The sequence below is a fragment of the Caulobacter sp. Root1472 genome, assembly GCF_001426985.1.
Taxonomy (GTDB): domain Bacteria; phylum Pseudomonadota; class Alphaproteobacteria; order Caulobacterales; family Caulobacteraceae; genus Caulobacter; species Caulobacter rhizosphaerae.
On record NZ_LMFX01000010.1, the window covers coordinates 77,450 to 93,809 of the forward strand.

A 16,360-nucleotide genomic window follows, 5' to 3' on the forward strand; every position below is an offset into this window, starting at 1 on the left:
GCGGTCCGGGATGGCGACATTGCCGGTTCGGATCAGGCCGCCGTCAGCTGCCACTCGCCGCGATCGTCCTTGCAGGCGCTGTAGCGCTCGGTGGTCGGGCGGTCGTTGCGGGTGCTGATCGAGGCGTTGATGATTCGGCAGCTGGCTTCCGGGCCATAGCCGCTCTGGTTCAGCAGCGCGGCCGAGACATAGCCGACGCCGTAGCCGTCGCGGCCCACCAGCAGCCAGTTGCTGTTGGGCGCGCCGCCCAGCACCTCGACCCGCTGGCCGGCCGACAGCTTGCCCACCACCTTGCCGGTGGTCGACGGGCTCGAGCGCAGGTTGGCGGTCCCGCGGGCGGTGTAATCGCCGCCGACGGCGTCGTAGCTGCGCAGCGTCTGGACGCCGCGCTCGAAGCGCAGGGTCTCGCCGCTGATCGGCGGGCCATAGGACGAGGAGACCACGTCGATGCGGCCCGAGGCGCCGGTGCGCGAATTGCTCCAGCTCTCCGAACGGCCGCTGTCCAGGGCGCGCTTGGTGGCCTGCTGGGCCATGGCCTGGTCGGTCGACTGCATGCGGCAGCCGATATAGGCCCCCGCCGCCGCGCCGGCCGCGGCCCCCAGCACCGTGCCCAGGGTCTTTTCATTCTTGCTGACCGCGCGGCCGACCAGGGCCCCGGCGGCGGCGCCGATCAGGGCCCCGCCCTCCTGCTTCTTGCCCGAGCCTTCGCAGCCGAACAGGCCGCTGATCCCCTTGGACTGGGCCGCGGCCGGCAGCGGCGCGGCGACCAGCGAGGCGAGGACGGCGCCGACGCTGAGCGCGGTGGCGATCGAGTGTTTGACCATGGGGGACGGTTCCTTTGGAAAGCGGCGGGCCCTCGACGGAAGGCCCGTTGGCGTCCGACGCCCCCGTGATACAAACTGATCAACGATAAGGGAGAAACGAGCGTGCCGGACAAGCCAGACTATAGCTGCTTCGATGTCGAGATCGAGACAGGCGTGGCGCATCTGCGCCTGAAACGTCCCGAGGCCCTCAACACCATGACCCGGGCGTTCTGGAACGAGCTGCCGGCCATCGTCCGCGACATCGACGACAACGCCCGCGCCCGGTGCATTGTCATCTCCTCGACCGGCAAGCATTTCTGCGCCGGCATGGACCTGTCGGTGTTCACCGACGGCGAGGGCGTGACGGGCGGCGAGCCCGCCGACCGCTTCGTGGCCGCCGAGAGCTTCCGTCGCCACGTTCACCACCTGCAGGACACCTTCTCCTGCCTGGACGAGGCGCGGATGCCGGTGATCGCCGCGATCCAGGGCGGCTGCATCGGCGGGGCGGTCGACTTCACCAGCGCCTGCGACATCCGCTACGCCAGCGCCGACGCCTTCTTCACGATCCACGAGATCAACATCGGCATGACCGCCGACGTCGGCACCTTCCCACGCCTGTGCAAGCTGATCCCCGAAGGCTGGGTGCGCGAGCTGGCCTATACCGGCCGCCGCCTGCCGGCCGCCAGAGCGCGCGACCTCGGCCTGGTCAACGAGGTGTTTGCCACCCACGAGGAGGTCGTCGCCCACGCCCTGGCCACCGCCCGCGAGATCGCCTCCAAGTCGCCCCTGGCCGTCGCCGGCAGCAAGGTGATGATCAACTACGCCCGCGATCATTCGATCCGCGACGCCCTGGACTATATCGCCACCTGGCAGACCGGCATGTTCTCGCCGCCGCACATGATGGAGGCCTTCCAGGCCAAGGCCCAGAACCGCGAACCGGTCTATCCGGACCTCGTGCCGCTCAGGAAGCGGATGTAGCTCCTAAGCCTCCACGGCGTCCGGCAGCTCCGCGTTGGTCAGGTCGCAGCCGTCCAGCCGGCATCGCGTCAGGTCGGCGTCGATCAGGCGCACCCGGCGGGCGTCGGCGCCGGTCAGATCGGCCCCGTGCAGCGCGGCTCGGCTGAGGTCCGTCCGCAGGACCCGGCCCTGGGCGATGGTCAGCGGTCCCAGCCGGGCGCCCGAGAGGTCGGCCCGCGACAGCCGGGCGCCGACCAACCGGGCGCCGCGCAGGTCGGCGCCGCGCAGGTTGACGCCGCGCAGGTCGGCGTCGACCAGGTTGGCCCCCTGCAGCTGGACGTTCTCCAGGTCCATGCCGAAGAAGACCGCGCCCGGCGCCCACAGCCCGGCCAGCCGCCGGCCGCGCAGCCGCCGCAGCGGGCGGAAGTCGACCGCCGGAAGCTTGCCCGCCGCGCCGTCGCGACCGTCGCTGCCGACATAGAGTTCGTGCGCCTCAAGGATCTCGTGCAGGGGGGCGTCGTCGACATAGACGATCGGCGGCGGGGCGCGCAGCACCTCGGTCAGGTCGGCGCCCTCGAAGGTGGCCCCGGCCAGGTCGGCGCCGGTCAGAACCGCCCGGCGCAGCGAGGCGCCGCCCAGATCGGCGTTGTAGAGATTGGCCCGGGACAGGTTGGCGCCGTCCAGGGTGGCGCGGTTCAGCCGCGCGCCCTTCAGGCTCACCCCGGCCAGGTCGGCGTCGGTCAGGTCGGCCACCCGAGCGAAGCCGCCGCCCACCTGGGCGCCGTCCAGCCGCGCCCCGCGCGTCACCGCGTGCTCCAGCTCGCCCTGGCGCGTCCGGTGCCGCAGGATTCGGAAGCCGTCGACGCTGTCCTGAGTGGCGATGACGCCCTCGCGGAGGTCGCAGCCCGACAGGTCGGCGCCGCCGAGATTGGCCCCCCGCAGGCAGGCGCCCCGCAGGTCGCAGCGGGAGAGATTGGCTTCGCGCAGGTCGGCGTCGCGCAGGTCGGCGCCATAGAGGGTCGCGCGGGTCAGGACCGCGCGCGCCAGCAGGGCGCCGGCCAGGCGCACGCCGGTCAGGTCGGCCTCGGAAAGGTCGACGCCCTCCAGGTTGACGTTGTCGAGATCCACATAGGAAAGGTTGGCGCGAGTCCCGGCCGGCAGCCCCTTCAGATAGCGCACGTGCGCCTCGATCGCGGCCTTCAGCGCCGGAGGCGAAAGGGTGCGGATCAGCGACGGCTGAGGGGATCGACCGGACAGGGCGGGGGCGGGCATGAGACGGCGCTCTTTTCGGCGAACCGTGTCACGCCACCTTTAAGGAAACGTTCAATTCATCCCGAAAGGTCAAAGCCATCCGCGCCGCTTGAACCACAGGAGCGGACCGGCTGCGGCGATCACCATCATGCACAGGGCGAACGGGTAGCCGTGCAGCCAGTTCAGCTCGGGCATGTGGGCGAAGTTCATGCCGTAGATCCCCGCCACCAGGGTCGGCGGCAGGAACATCACCGAGAACACCGAGAAGATCTTGAAGATCGCGTTCTGCTCGATGTTGATCAGGCCCAGCGCCGCGTCGAGCAGGAAAGTGATGTTGCCGGACAGATAGCCCGAATGGTCGGTGATCGACTGGACGTCGCGCTGCAGCGACTTGAGGTGGTCGCGCAGTTCCTTGTCGCCCTCGAACTGGTCGGCCAGCGAGGCGAAGCTGAGCAGGCGGGCCAGGCTGACCAGGCTGTCGCGGGCCTTGGAATTGACGATCTGGGCGCGGCCCAGGCGGTTGAGGATGGCCTCGAACGCCCCGCCGCGCGGCCGGCTGAAGATGATCCGCGACTGGGTCTCGACCTCGCCGGCGGTGCGCTCCAGGATGTCGGCGGTGCGGTCGATCACCGCGTCCAGCAGGCCCAGGAACGTCTGGGCGCCGCCCGGGCAAAGGCTGGGCTGGCGTTCGGCCTGGGCGGCGAACACCGCGAACGCCTTGGGCTCGACATAGCGGATGGTCACCAGCCGGTCGCCGGTCAGCACGAAGGTCACCGGCGCGGCGGTCGGCAGGTCGCCGTCCGCATTGACCAGCACCGTGGCGGTCATGAACGTGCCGCCGTCTTCCTGGTAGAGGCGCGAGGAAGCCTCGATCTCGGCCATTTCCTCGCGGGTGGGCAGCAGCAGGCCGATCGACTTCTCGACCGCCACTTCCTCGGCGCGGGTGGGGCTGACCAGCTCGATCCACACCGCATCGGCGGGCAGCGCCCAATCGGGCGTCAGGCCGCCGGGTTCGAAACCCGGCGCGCCATGGCGCAGCACCCTCAGCATGGGACATGAGCTTTGTTCACGCCCTGGGCATGGCCCAGAGCGCGCGCGGCGTCAACGCGGCGCTTGCGGCTTGTCGGCGTCCTGCGCCTGGCCCGAGGCCTGGGATTGCGAGATCAGGGCAGCGATGCGGTCGGTGGAGTCGGCGGCCTGGTTGATCATGTCCAGCGGCGAGCTGGCCCGCACCGAGGCGGCGACCTGGTTGGCGGCCGACTTGGCCAGCGAGACGGCGGCGTTCTGGGCCAGGGCCAGCTTGCTGGTGGCGGCGGCGATCGTGACCGCCTGGTTGTTCTGGTAGATGAAGCCGTGGGTCGGATAGACGGTCGAGCCCAGGTCGCGGATCGGGTCGTACCAGACCTTGACCTGGCTCCAGTCGCCGGCCGGCGAGACGTCGACGACGGTGACGTCCTTCTCGATCTGGCCGCGGCCGCCGTCGATGATCGACCAGTTGGCGTGGGTGACCTGGATCACGCGGTCGGTGAGCACCTGGCTGACGAAGGCGACGTGGCCGAGGTTCATGCGGCCGGTCGGCTTGAAGCAGAGCACGGCCCCGGCGCGGGGCACGAAGCCGGTGTCGTATTTGCCGACGGCCTGCGACCACCACGTCCGGGCGTCGCCGAAGATCTGGATGCCCGACATCAGACGCGCGAACGGGACGCATTGCCAGTACCCGTCGGCCATCGCGCCGGACATCGGCACGAGGCTGATCATGGCGGCGGCGGCCAGGGAACCCCAGAGGGTTCTCGTCCGTTTCGTCATGCTGTGGGTACTCCCCCGCGTCACTGGGCTAAGGGATAACCCTGACAGGGAAATATGAAAAGTCTGTTTATCAGGCTTTCGCCGCGGCAGGTCGACGCTGTCCCCAGCTTTTTGCCCAAGCTTTCATCCGCTCGCGGGCCGGCTTCTCGATGATGTGATACGACATCGCCGACAGCGGAACCAGTGCGGCGACAATCAACAGCCAAGCATAGAGCGGCAGTTGGTCGCCCTCGATCTTCAGAAGCTTGAGCGCGGCATTGACCGCGAGGATCTTCCACGGGATGCAGATCATGTAGGTCGAGTAGCTGATCTCGCCCAGATACACGAGCGGAGCCTGAGTCGCGAAGCTTGAGCCGGCCGCGGCCAGGGCCGCCAGCATGACGATCAGCGCCCCCAGGGTCATGACGATGACCTGGTCCGGCGCCCCGAAATGCACGGCCAGCAGCACCGCGGCGCCCGCGAAACAGGCGCCCACGCCCGAGAACCGGCCGGTGACGGCGCCCGAACGCCACAGGGCGTGCAGGGCGCAGCCATAGGCGAAGCACGGGACGATGCGCAGGAAGCCCCAGCGGATCGTCGCCTCGGTCAGGGGAAAGCCCGCCAGCGCCTGGAAGGCTGGATAGAGGGCGGCGATCAGGGCCAGGGCAAGGCCCACGGCCAGCCGCGGCCGCGCGCGCAGCCGCCAGGCGGCGAAGGCGAAGACCGGGAAGCTGAGATAGGCGAACCACTCGGCCGAGATCGACCACGACGGATGGTTCCAGCCCGAGACCGGCGCGAAGCCCCAGGCCTGGACCAGCAGAAGGTTGGCCGGCAGGGCGCTCCAGGCCAGCATGTTCTGGTCGACGGCGATGCCGGCCAGGCCGGCGGCGGCGGCCATCAGCCCGACGCCCGCCAGGGTGACCAGGTGCAGCGGATACACCCGCGCCAGCCGGTTCCAGAGGAAGTCGCCGTAGCGGAACGTCCCGTTGCCGACGCCCTGCAGATAGACATGGCAGAGGATGAAGCCCGACAGGGTGAAGAACGCCTCGACCCCCAGATAGCCCTTGCCGATCATCGCCGGCGGGACCGCCGCCGAGAGGTTTGGCCAATAGTGGTACATCACCACCCAGAAGGCGGCGAAGAACCGGAGGGCCGTCAGGGGCTTGATATTGGCGGCGTCTGGCATCATCTCGACTCTCGGTTCGGCGAAGCCTGGGGGCTTCCGTCGCGTTCCTTGCATGAACGGCGCCTACGGAGGGGTAGGCGGTGGCGCGTTTTCCGGACCAGAGCTTAGATCGGTACGATGAACGAACTCCTTCACCTCGTCGCGGACCCCGCCGCCTGGGCCGCCCTGGTCACGCTGATCGTCATGGAAGTCGTGCTTGGCATCGACAACCTGGTGTTCATCTCCATCCTCTCCAACAAGCTGCCGCCCGAACATCGACAGAGGGTGCGCCGGATCGGCATCTCCCTGGCCCTGATCATGCGGCTGGCGCTGCTGTCGACCATCGCCTTCATCGTCGGCCTGACCGCTCCGGTGTTCGACCTGGGCCTGGCCGGCCCGCTGTCGCACGGCGAACCCACGTTCGAGACGGCCTTCTCGTGGCGTGACCTGATCCTGATCGCCGGCGGCCTGTTCCTGATCTGGAAGGCCACCAAGGAAATCCACCACAACGTCGATCCCGACGCCGACGAGGCCGCCCCGGACGTCAAGACCGCGGCGATCTCCAACGTCGGCGGGGCGATCTTCCAGATCATCCTGCTGGACATCGTGTTCTCGATCGACTCGATCCTGACCGCCGTGGGCATGACCGACCACCTGCCGATCATGATCGTCGCGGTGATCGTCGCGGTGACGGTGATGCTGCTGGCCGCCGACCCGCTCGGAAACTTCATCAACAACAACCCCACCGTGGTCATGCTGGCCCTGGGCTTCCTGCTGATGATCGGCGCGGTGCTGATCGCCGAGGGCTTCGGGGTGCACGTGCCCAAGGGCTACATCTACGCCGCCATGGCCTTCTCGGCCGGCGTCGAGGGCCTGAACATGCTGTCACGGCGCAAGGGCGCGAAGAAGGGCTGATACGGTCGGGGACAGGCGCATGCGCCCGTCCCGATCCCGGAGCGCTTCGCCCCCGTCCACGTTCGGCTTGCAGACCGTTCGGCACGCCCGCATGTAGCGCGCGACGATACGTAGGAACGCGATGACCGCCCAGACCTTCACCGACACCGAGCGGCGGACCACCCTGGCCGGGCTGATGATCGTCTTCCTGCTCAGCGCCCTGGACCAGACGGTGGTCTCCACGGCCATGCCGCGGATCATCGCCGAGCTGAACGGCCTGACGCTCTATTCGTGGGTGACCACCGCCTATCTGCTGACCTCGACGGTGATGGTGCCGATCTGGGGCAAGCTGGGCGACATCTATGGCCGCAAGCCCATCCTGCTGGCCGGTATCGCCATCTTCCTGGCCGGCTCGTGGCTGTCGGGCCTGTCGGGTGAGTTCGGCCCGGTGCTGGGCCTGAGCGGCATGGTCCAGCTGATCGTCTTCCGCGCCCTGCAGGGGATCGGCGGCGGCGCCCTGTTCACCACCGCCTTCGCGATCATCGCCGACCTCTACCCGCCGCGCGAGCGGGGCAAGTTCGCCGGCATCTTCGGCTCGGTGTTCGGCCTGGCCAGCGTGCTGGGCCCGCTGATCGGCGGCTATTTCACCGACCATGGCACGGTCCACCTGGGCGGCCAGGTGATCGCCGGCTGGCGCTGGGTGTTCTATGTCAACCTGCCGCTCAGCCTGCTGTCGCTGTTCATGATCCTGGTGAAGATGCCGCCGCTGGAGCACCGGCGGTCGGGGGCGGTCGACTATGTCGGCGCCATCCTGCTGGTCGCGGCCTTCGTCCCGCTTCTGCTGGCGCTGAGCCAGGGCGGCCACGACTTCGCCTGGAGCTCGCCCCAGTCCATCGGCCTGTTCGCCTTCGCGGCCGTCGCCCTGGCGCTGTTCCTGTACGCCGAGACCAAGGCCGGCAATCCGCTGCTGCCGCTGCGGCTGTTCGGCAACAAGGTGTTCGCCACCGCCAACCTGGCCGGCTTCCTGATCTCCATGGCCTTCCTGGGGGTGGTGACCTTCCTGCCGCTCTACATGCAGCTGGGCCTGGGGGTGGACGCCACGACCTCGGGCCTGGCCATCCTGCCGCTGATGGGCGGGTTGATCGTCTCGTCCACCGGCGCGGGCCAACTGGTCAGCAAGACCGGCCGCTACAAGCCGCTGATGATCGCCGGCGCGGTGCTGCTGCTGGTCGGCGTCGGGCTGTTGACCCGGGTGACCGCCCACACCACCCTGCTCGATCTGTGCTGGCGGATGGCCATCGTCGGCCTGGGCCTGGGCCCCGGCCAGAGCCTGTTCAACCTGGCCACCCAGAACGCCGTCGAGGTGCGCGACATCGGGGTGGCCACCAGCTCCAACCAGTTCTTCCGCCAGATCGGCTCGACGATCGGGGTCGCGCTGTTCGGCGCCCTTCTGACCCACCGCCTAGCCAACGAGGGGCAAGGCTTCGACCTGGGATCCCTGCAGGGCCTGGCTCTGAAAGCCACGGCTCAGGGCGCGGCCCGCCATGCCCACCCGGCCCTGGCCCAGGCCCTGACCCACGCCATCACCGGCGTGTTCGCCGCCGGGCTGCTGGTGATCGCGGCGGGCTTGGTGGCGATCCTCCTGATCCCCGAACTGCCATTGCGGAGCCGCCAGCCGGGACCTCAGGGGGAAGCGGTCTGAGATCGGATCGGGGACAGGCGCCTGCGCCTGTCCCCGGCCTCATCCGCAACTTAGAGGAAGCTGTACGGATCCACGTCGAACACCACCCGCACCGAGTTCGGGACCTTGGCCCGGGCCCGCCAGGCGGCCAGGAAGCCCTGCAGGTCCACCGAGCGCTCGGCGCGGACCAGGAAGCGCTTGCGCCGCCGCCCGCGCACCAGGGCCAGGGGCGCGTCGGCCGGGCCGAACACCTCCACCCCCTCGGCGTTGGGCGTGGCGGCCGCCAGGGCGTTGCAATAGGCCTCCAGGGCCACGGGGTCGGGTCCCGAGGCGATCACCGCCGCCAGGCGTCCGAACGGCGGCAGGCCGGCCTCCTGGCGCATGGCCATCTCGGCCTCGACGAAGGCGTCGCGGTCCTGGGCCTTGAGGGCCTGCAACACGCCGTGCTCGGGGGCGTAGGTCTGCAGCAGCGCCCGCCCCGGCTTCTCGTGCCGTCCGGCTCGGCCGGCCGCCTGGGCCAGCAGTTGGAAGGTCCGCTCGCCGGCCCGCAGGTCGCCGCCGCGCAGGGACAGGTCGGCGTCGACCACGCCCACCAGGGTGAGGTTGGGGAAGTTGTGGCCCTTGGCCGCCGCCTGGGTGGCCACCAGGATGTCGATCTCGCCGGCCGCCATGCTGTCGACCAGGGCCCGCGCCCCGGCCGCGTCGAACACGGTGTCGGACGAGAACACCGCGATCCGGGCGTCGGGGAACAGGTGGCGCGCCTCCTCCTCGACCCGCTCCACGCCGGGGCCGATCGAGGTCAGGCTGTCCTTGGCTCCGCAGTGCGGGCAGGCCTCCGGCTTCTTCATCGAAAAGCCCGTCAGGTGGCAGACCAGGCGGCCGGTATAGCGGTGCTCGACCAGCCAGCTGTCGGTGTCGGGCGACTTCATCTTCTCGCCGCAGGCCCGGCACAACACCAGGGGCGCATAGCCCCGGCGGTTCAGGAACAGCAAGGATTGCTCGCCGCGTGAGAGCGCCACCGACACGGCCTTGACCAGCGGCGGCGACAGCCAGCGCCCGGGCTCCGGCGGGGTCTCGCGCATGTCGATCAGGCCGATGTCGGGCAACTGAGCCGCGCCGTGCCGGGCGCTGAGGCGCAGCCAGCGATAGCGGCCCGCCTGGGCGTTCCACAGGCTCTCCAGCGAGGGTGTCGCCGAGGCCAGCACCACCAGCGCCCCCTCGATCTTGGCGCGGGCCACGGCCAGGTCGCGGGCCTGGTAGATGAAGCCCTCCTCCTGCTTGAACGAGCCGTCGTGCTCCTCGTCGACCACCACCAGCCGCAGCTTGCGGAACGGCAGGAACAGAGCCGAGCGGGCCCCGACCACGATCCGCGCCTGGCCGGCGGCCACGCCCTCCCAGGCCCGGCGGCGGCGGGGCGGCGACACGGCCGAATGCCACTCGACGGGGGCGACGCCGAAGCGGGCCTCGAAGCGGGCCAGCACCGCCTGGGTCAGGGCGATCTCGGGCAGCAGGATCAGCACCTGGCTGTCGGGATCGGCGGCCAGGGCGGCGGCCGCCGCTTCCAGATAGACCTCGGTCTTGCCCGAGCCGGTCACCCCGTCCAGCAGCGCGGCCTGGAAGCCGCCCGCCGCCAGCATCTGCGCCAGCACGTCGGCCGAGGCCTGCTGGCTGGGATTGAGCGTCTGGGGCGAACGCGACAGGTCGGGTTGCGGGAAGCGGGTGTCGGGCTCCACCCAGGTGACGGCCAGCACGCCCTCGTCGACCAGGCCCTTGACCACCCCGGCCGAGACCCCGGCCGCGGCGGCCAGGGCGCCGGACGCCATCGGCCCCTGCCCTGCGGCGGCCAGCACCTTCAGCCGGGCGGGCGTCATGCGGGCCGGCTGCGCGCCGGTCAGGACTAGGGCCTTGTCCGGCTTGGCGGCCGGATGGCGCAGGCCGCGCAGGGCCATCGCCAGGGGCCAGCCGGGAACGTCGACCGAATAGCGCGCCGCCCACTCCACGAAGCTGAGGACGCCCGGCGGCAGCGGCGGGTCGTCGACCCGCTCCAGCACCGGCTTCAGCGGCCGGTTGCCGCCTGTCCCGTCGCGCAGGCCGGTCACCACGCCGCGAATCACCCGCGGCCCCAGCGGCACGGTCACGTGGTCGCCGATCGCCAGGTCCAGGCCCTCCGGCTCGGCGTAGTCGAACGCCTCGGGCAGCGGCATGGGCAGCAGGACGGAGGCGATGCGGGGCATGGGACCTGACATGGGGACGATCGGGTTCTGCCTTGGAAACGTCGGAAGGTCGAGAGGCGGCGGGGCGGCCATCAAGCGGCTGTTAACCGAACTGGGGCTTCATCGGGACCGCCCCGCCGGTGATCGCATATGGGGACGAACAGTGGATGGAGTAGTCAGACCATGACCGACGCGACCCAGGCGATACTGCCCTATCCGGTCGACGCCGAGGCCGTCCGCGACTTCCTGAGGGCCGAGCCCGACTTCCTGCACCAGGATCCCGACCTGCTTAGCGACCTGGGCCTGCGCCCCGACGCCAGCAACATCGTCGATTTCGGTCCCGCCGCCCTGGCCCGGGTCTCGGCCGCGCACGAGCGCGAGGCCCTGGTCCGCCGCCAGATCGAGGCGACGGCGCGCGCCAACCATTCGGCCCAGGCCCAGACCCACGCCGCGGTCATCGACCTGCTGGACGCCCGCAACCATTCCGACCTGGCCCGCCGCGTCGACGAGATGGCCATCCTGCGCTTCGGCCTGGCCGCCGGGGTGGTCGTGCTGGAAGGCCCTGGCCGCGTGCCGGCCGGCTGGCACGCCCTGATCGCCGGCCAGATCGACATGATCATGGGCGACCACGGCGTCGCCCGCATGGGCTTCCACGCCCCCGCCCTGGGCCTGTTCGGCGAGCGCATCGACGAGATCAAGAGCATGGCCCTGGTCCGCATGGCCGTGTGGGAGCCCTCGCGCCAGGGCCTGCTGGCCTTCGGCTCGGCCGACCCCGAGGGCTTCACGGCCGACATGGGCTCGGACCTGGTCGCCTTCCTGGCCCGCGTCGTCGAACGCACGGCCGAGCGCTGGCCGATCCTGTGACGACCGGAGGGCGGACAGGCCTTCCCAAGGAAGGCCGGGGATGAGCACGGCCCGCGCCGCCCTTTCGGACTGGCTGGACCACCTGGCCCTCGAGCGGCGCGCCTCGCCACGCACTGTGCGGGCCTATGGCGACAACGTCCTGGCCTATCTGAACTTCCTGGAGCGCCATCGTGGCGAGGCCCTGTCGGCGTCCGACCTGGGCGGGATCACGGCGGCCGAGCTGCGCGCCTACCTGGCCTTCCGCCGCGAGCCCCCGCGTTCCCAGAATGGCGACGATCGCGAGGGCCTGTCGCCACGCTCGCTGTCGCAGAGCCTGTCGTCGATCCGCGCCTTCCACCGTTATCTCGACCACCGGCTGGACACGCCCAACGCCGCCATCGGACTGGTGCGCGGCCCCCGCATCAAGGTCGGCGCCCCGCGCCCGGTGTCCGAGGACCAGGCTCACGGCCTGATCGCCGAACTGTCCCTCGACCCCGACCGGGAGGATTGGGAAGCAGCCCGCGACGCGGCCGTGCTGACCCTGCTGTGGGGCTGCGGCCTGCGGATCTCCGAGGGCCTGTCCCTCACCCGCCGCGACGCGCCCCTGGCCGACAGCCTGCGGATCACGGGCAAGGGCGGCAAGACCCGCATCGTGCCGGTGCTCGACGTCGTTCGTGAGCGGATCGACACCTATGTGACCGCCCTGCCCTTCGCCCTGCAGCCGGACGATCCGCTGTTTCGCGCCAAGCGCGGCGGGCCGCTGTCGCCGCGCCATGTCCAGGCGACCATGCAGGCGCTCCGAAGCCGCCTTGGCCTGTCCGACCGCGCCACGCCGCATGCCCTGCGCCATTCGTTCGCCACCCACCTGCTGGGCGCCGGCGCCGACCTGCGCGCGATCCAGGACCTGCTGGGTCACGCCTCGCTGTCGACCACCCAGCGCTACACCCAGGTGGACGCCGCGGGCCTGCTGGCCGCCTACGGCAAGGCGCATCCGCGGGCCTAGTGCTTTCCTTCTCCCACAAGGGGAGAAGGAATTTAGAGGTCCCGCGCTTCCAGTTCCGCCAACAGCTTCGCCAGCCGATCCGCCTCGGTCTGCACCGCCGCCGCGACGAACGGCGACGGCAGGTCCGCGCGGGCGGCGGGCGGTGAGCGCATCACCTGCACGAGGTTGACCTCCTCGTTGGGGTCCAGTTGCAGGTCGTACATCTCCCATTCCTGGGGCGCCTGGCCGGACGGGTCGAAATAGCGGCTGAGCTTGTGGCGGGCGGTGCGCACGCAGCGGACATGGTTGGGCTGGCGCACCGGGCCTGGCGCCAGGTTCACGGCCGGATGCTCCTGGTTCACCGTGTCGACCACGCGTCGGTAGACCTCGAACTCCTTGTCGCACTTGAGATTGGCCGGATCGTCGTTCGAGGGCGAGGGGGCGGTGATCTCGTCGTCGGTGATGAACAGCACGCCCCGCCGCTCGCCGCCGTCGGGCTCGATCACCTGGTCGGCCTCGCCCTTCAGCAGGCCCGACAGGTCCGCGCCCGGCAAGGGCGGCACGGGACGATGGCGGCCCAGGGTTTCGGCGATCGTCGCCCGCTGCTGCGGCGTCACCCCGGCCAGGCCCAGCACGGTGGGCAGGATGTCGATATGGCTGGTCAGGGCGTCGATCTGGCGCGGCGTGCAGCTCAGCGGCCCCTCGCCTGCCCCCCGCGCGTTCTCGACCACCTGGGTCGACGGCGGGAAGCGCACGATCACCGGCACGTGCAGGGCCTCCTGGTAGGCGGTGTGCCACTTCTCGATCATCATGCCGTGGGCCGCGCCGTACTCGCCGTGGTCGGCCAGGAAGATGACGATGGTGTTGTTCGCCTGGCCGGTCTCCTCCAGCGTCTTCAGCACCGCCGCCACGTGGACGTCGACGATCGAATGCAGCCAGGCATAGAGCTGCAGGAACTCCAGGGCGTAGCGCTCGGGCGCGTCGCTCAGCTGGAACGGCAGCACGCCGTTCAGGGCCTGCTGGACCGCGATCTGCATGGATTGCTCATCGTCCAGCAGATCGCCCTTCGCCAGATTGGGGAACTTGTCGTCGATCTTGGTCTTGGCGGTGTTGACGATGTTGAAGCCGGTCTTGGCGTTCAGGGCCAGGCCCACCTTGTAGGCGTAGTCGTGCTGGCAGCTGGGCTTGTCGGCCAGGGACTCGTTCTGGGTGGGCGAGGGCCTGGCGCAGTCCTGCGGGAAGCCGCGTTCGTTCAGCGCGATCTGGATCGTGCCGGCGGTCGGCGGCGGCGTCTTCTGCCCCGTCAGCGGCGTCGTCAGCGGACCGAAGATCGACTGCGTGCCCGAATTGTCAGGAGTCGGCAGGGCCTGGGCGATCACCGCCGGATAGGTGGCGATGTCGTGTGGATTGGTGAACGAGGCCACCGCGAACCAGGGCGGAATGGCGTCGACCTCGGGACCGGCGGCGTAGGGGTCCTGGGCCTGCTGGACGGCCTGGGCGCGGTTGTAGTTCAGGGCCAGGGCCTTGCGGCGGATGAAGGCGCAGGCCTGGTCGGTGAAGCCGGCGTCGCGATAGACGCCCAGATTGTTGATCGCCGCCCCGTGCGGCTCGGGATAGGACTCTTCCCAGTCGTCGAAGCCGTAGCGGTCCAGCGAGTGCTCGGGCGGGTTGCTGACGTGCCACTTGCCGAAATAGTGGGTGGTGTAGCCGGCCTCGCGCATCCAGGTCCCCAGGGTGGGGACGCCGTCCGCCGCCAGCCAGGGGAAGTTGTAGGAATCGCCGCTCTTGAACAGGCCGTCGGTCTGGGTGACCCCCGTTCTGGTCCCGTACTGCCCGGTATAGATCGTCGCCCGGCTAGGCGTGCAGGCGCTGGCGGCGATGGTGTGGTTGCGCAGCAGCGCCGCGTTCTCGCGCAGCGCCAGCAGGCCGGGGAAGTACTGGGCGTAGGGGTTGTGGGCGTCGTCCTCGCGCTGGAACCCCAGGATCCGCTTCAACGGCTCGTCGAACCCGGCCTCGGCCCCGTAGGAAAACCTCGGAAAGCGGTACTGGTCACAGGTGATCAGCAGGATGTTGGGCCGGTTCGGCTGGCTCATGGTCCCCTCCCCCTCGCACGCGCAAAGCGACGCGTTCGCGCCGCCGAAAGGCGAAGCTTGAATATACACGATAAAGTTGCTATGTCGATTTATGATTACCTTAGAGGGTATACCGTCAAGGAGCGCGCCGCCCGCGCTGTGACATTCCGCCGCCCAAGGCGCCCAAAACCTCGCGATTAACTGTGCTTTTACGGCGCTTACCGCCTTCTGGGGGCCAAGACCGGAGTCCGCCCTTTCTTCGAGGCCGACCCGACATGGGGCCAGAGATGAAGTTCGACGACCTGAAGATCTCCACCAAGGTGGCCCTGCCGGCCGTCCTCCTGACCGTCGTCGCCCTGGCGATCACCGGCGTCGGCGCCTGGCAGGCCAGGATCTCGGAAGCCGCCACCAAGGTGCTGGTCGAGCAGCGCGCGCCATCGGAACTGGAAGGCGCGCGGTTTAACCGTCGCGTCGCCATCATCGGCTACGCGGCCTATCGCACGATCGCCAACCAGGCCGCTTCGCCCGAGGCGAAACAGGCCAGCGCCGAGATCGACACCGCCTACAAGGAAGCCAAGGTCGCCCTCGACAAGATCAAGCACACCGATCCGGCCGACGCCAAGAAGCTGGCCGACTACGGCGTCCGCCTGGATCGCATCTATTCCAGCGCCCGCCAGGGCGCGGACCTGGGCCTGCAAGACGCCAACGACGCGGCCAAGATGGTCATGGGCGTGATCGACCCCGACATCGCCAGCCTCAGCAAGGACGTCGCCGCCTACACCAATGGCCACGCCGACGAGACCAAGGCCATGGTGGCCGAGGCCGCCCAGCAGGCCCAGACCGGCACGCTGATGACCATCGCCTTCGGCCTGATCGCCTCGGCCGCCGCCCTGGTCTTCGCCCTGTGGATCGGCCGCTCGAAGATCGCCGCGCCGCTGGCCGGCCTGTCGCGCACCATGGAGGTCCTGGCCCAGGGCTCGGTGGACGTCGAGGTGGTCGGCGCCCAGCGCAAGGACGAGGTCGGCGCCATGGCCCGGTCGGTCCAGGTGTTCAAGGACAACGCCCTGGCCCTGCGCACCGCCGAGGCCGCCCAGCNCGGCGCCCAGCGCAAGGACGAGGTCGGCGCCATGGCCCGGTCGGTCCAGGTGTTCAAGGACAACGCCCTGGCCCTGCGCACCGCCGAGGCCGCCCAGCAGCGCGCSAGCGCCGARACCGAGGCCGAACGCCGYCGCAACCAGGAGGYCGCCGAGGCCGCCGCCCGCGAGCAGGCCTTCGTCATGGAGCACATCGCCACGGGCCTGAACCGSCTGGCCGACGGCGACCTGACCTATCGTGTCGACGCCGCCTTCCCCCAGGCCTACCAGCGCCTGCAGAGCGACTTCAACGGCGCCATCACCCAGATGGAAGAGGCGATGCGCACCATCGTCCACGCCGCCAACAGCATCGGTTCGGGCTCGGACGAGATCGCCTCGGCCGCCGACGACCTGTCGCGCCGCAGCGAGCAGCAGGCCGCCAGCCTGGAAGAGACCGCCGCCGCCCTGGACGAGATCACCGCCACGGTGAARCGCTCGTCGGCCGGCGCCGTCGAGGCCTCGCGCGTCGTCACCTCCACCCGTTCGGACGCCGAGCGCTCGGCCGTGGTGGTGCGCGGCGCCGTCGACGCCATGAACCAGATCGAGAAGTCGTCGCAGTCGATCAGCCAGATCATCGGCGT

The 16,360-nt window shown here is 69.9% G+C and carries 13 protein-coding genes and 1 pseudogene; 7 read left to right on the top strand and 7 right to left on the bottom strand.

Annotation, left to right across the window (positions count from 1 at the left end):
• Positions 1-32: 32 nt before the first annotated feature.
• Positions 33-824: an SH3 domain-containing protein gene (locus ASD47_RS08495; RefSeq protein WP_056754414.1), complete on the bottom strand. Its 792-nt coding sequence runs from the start codon at positions 822-824 to the stop codon at positions 33-35.
• A 102-nt stretch (positions 825-926) separates the two neighbouring features.
• Between ASD47_RS08495 and ASD47_RS08500 the strand changes: the two genes are divergently transcribed.
• Complete coding sequence (locus ASD47_RS08500) at positions 927-1,781, top strand: crotonase/enoyl-CoA hydratase family protein (protein ID WP_056754417.1); 855 nt, start codon at positions 927-929, stop codon at positions 1,779-1,781.
• A 3-nt stretch (positions 1,782-1,784) separates the two neighbouring features.
• Here ASD47_RS08500 and ASD47_RS08505 read toward each other — a convergent pair whose 3' ends face one another.
• The 4 genes from ASD47_RS08505 to ASD47_RS08520 form a co-directional block, all read right to left on the bottom strand.
• Positions 1,785-3,032, bottom strand: a complete 1,248-nt coding sequence (locus ASD47_RS08505; protein ID WP_056754421.1) for a pentapeptide repeat-containing protein — start codon at positions 3,030-3,032, stop codon at positions 1,785-1,787.
• Positions 3,033-3,101: 69 nt separating this feature from the next.
• On the bottom strand, positions 3,102-4,061 hold the full coding sequence (locus tag ASD47_RS08510) for a magnesium transporter CorA family protein (protein WP_056754423.1): 960 nt from the start codon (positions 4,059-4,061) through the stop codon (positions 3,102-3,104).
• Between the two features lie 51 nt (positions 4,062-4,112).
• The gene (locus tag ASD47_RS08515) at positions 4,113-4,817 is read right to left on the bottom strand and encodes a CHAP domain-containing protein (RefSeq protein ID WP_056754426.1); all 705 of its coding nucleotides are present in this window, start codon (positions 4,815-4,817) and stop codon (positions 4,113-4,115) included.
• Positions 4,818-4,887: 70 nt separating this feature from the next.
• Positions 4,888-5,982, bottom strand: a complete 1,095-nt coding sequence (locus ASD47_RS08520; RefSeq protein ID WP_056754460.1) for an acyltransferase — start codon at positions 5,980-5,982, stop codon at positions 4,888-4,890.
• Between the two features lie 117 nt (positions 5,983-6,099).
• Here ASD47_RS08520 and ASD47_RS08525 point away from each other — a divergent pair, with 117 nt between their 5' ends.
• On the top strand, positions 6,100-6,876 hold the full coding sequence (locus ASD47_RS08525) for a TerC family protein (RefSeq protein WP_056754430.1): 777 nt from the start codon (positions 6,100-6,102) through the stop codon (positions 6,874-6,876).
• Between the two features lie 121 nt (positions 6,877-6,997).
• On the top strand, positions 6,998-8,557 hold the full coding sequence (locus ASD47_RS08530; RefSeq protein ID WP_056754434.1) for an MDR family MFS transporter: 1,560 nt from the start codon (positions 6,998-7,000) through the stop codon (positions 8,555-8,557).
• A 50-nt stretch (positions 8,558-8,607) separates the two neighbouring features.
• Here the strand turns inward: ASD47_RS08530 and ASD47_RS08535 are convergent, their stop codons facing one another.
• Positions 8,608-10,770 (bottom strand): primosomal protein N', encoded by a 2,163-nt coding sequence (locus ASD47_RS08535; RefSeq protein WP_056754438.1) that lies wholly within the window; start codon positions 10,768-10,770, stop codon positions 8,608-8,610.
• 162 nt (positions 10,771-10,932) lie between these two features.
• Between ASD47_RS08535 and ASD47_RS08540 the strand changes: the two genes are divergently transcribed.
• Positions 10,933-11,613 (top strand): DUF484 family protein, encoded by a 681-nt coding sequence (locus tag ASD47_RS08540; protein ID WP_056754440.1) that lies wholly within the window; start codon positions 10,933-10,935, stop codon positions 11,611-11,613.
• A gap of 40 nt (positions 11,614-11,653) precedes the next feature.
• Entirely contained in the window at positions 11,654-12,595 is a 942-nt protein-coding gene (locus ASD47_RS08545) for a tyrosine recombinase XerC (protein WP_056754443.1), read from the top strand.
• 32 nt (positions 12,596-12,627) lie between these two features.
• On the opposite strand, the gene ASD47_RS08550 is transcribed toward ASD47_RS08545, so the two are convergent.
• On the bottom strand, positions 12,628-14,667 hold the full coding sequence (locus tag ASD47_RS08550; protein WP_056754446.1) for a sulfatase-like hydrolase/transferase: 2,040 nt from the start codon (positions 14,665-14,667) through the stop codon (positions 12,628-12,630).
• 830 nt (positions 14,668-15,497) lie between these two features.
• On the opposite strand from ASD47_RS08550, the gene ASD47_RS27915 reads away from it, so the two are divergent.
• Both ASD47_RS27915 and ASD47_RS27500 read left to right on the top strand, forming a co-directional pair.
• Positions 15,498-15,741: HAMP domain-containing protein (locus ASD47_RS27915; RefSeq protein WP_255355505.1), on the top strand; the 244-nt coding region annotated here is incomplete at its 3' end.
• A gap of 1 nt (position 15,742) precedes the next feature.
• A pseudogene (locus ASD47_RS27500) lies at positions 15,743-16,360 on the top strand (methyl-accepting chemotaxis protein); the annotation flags it as partial.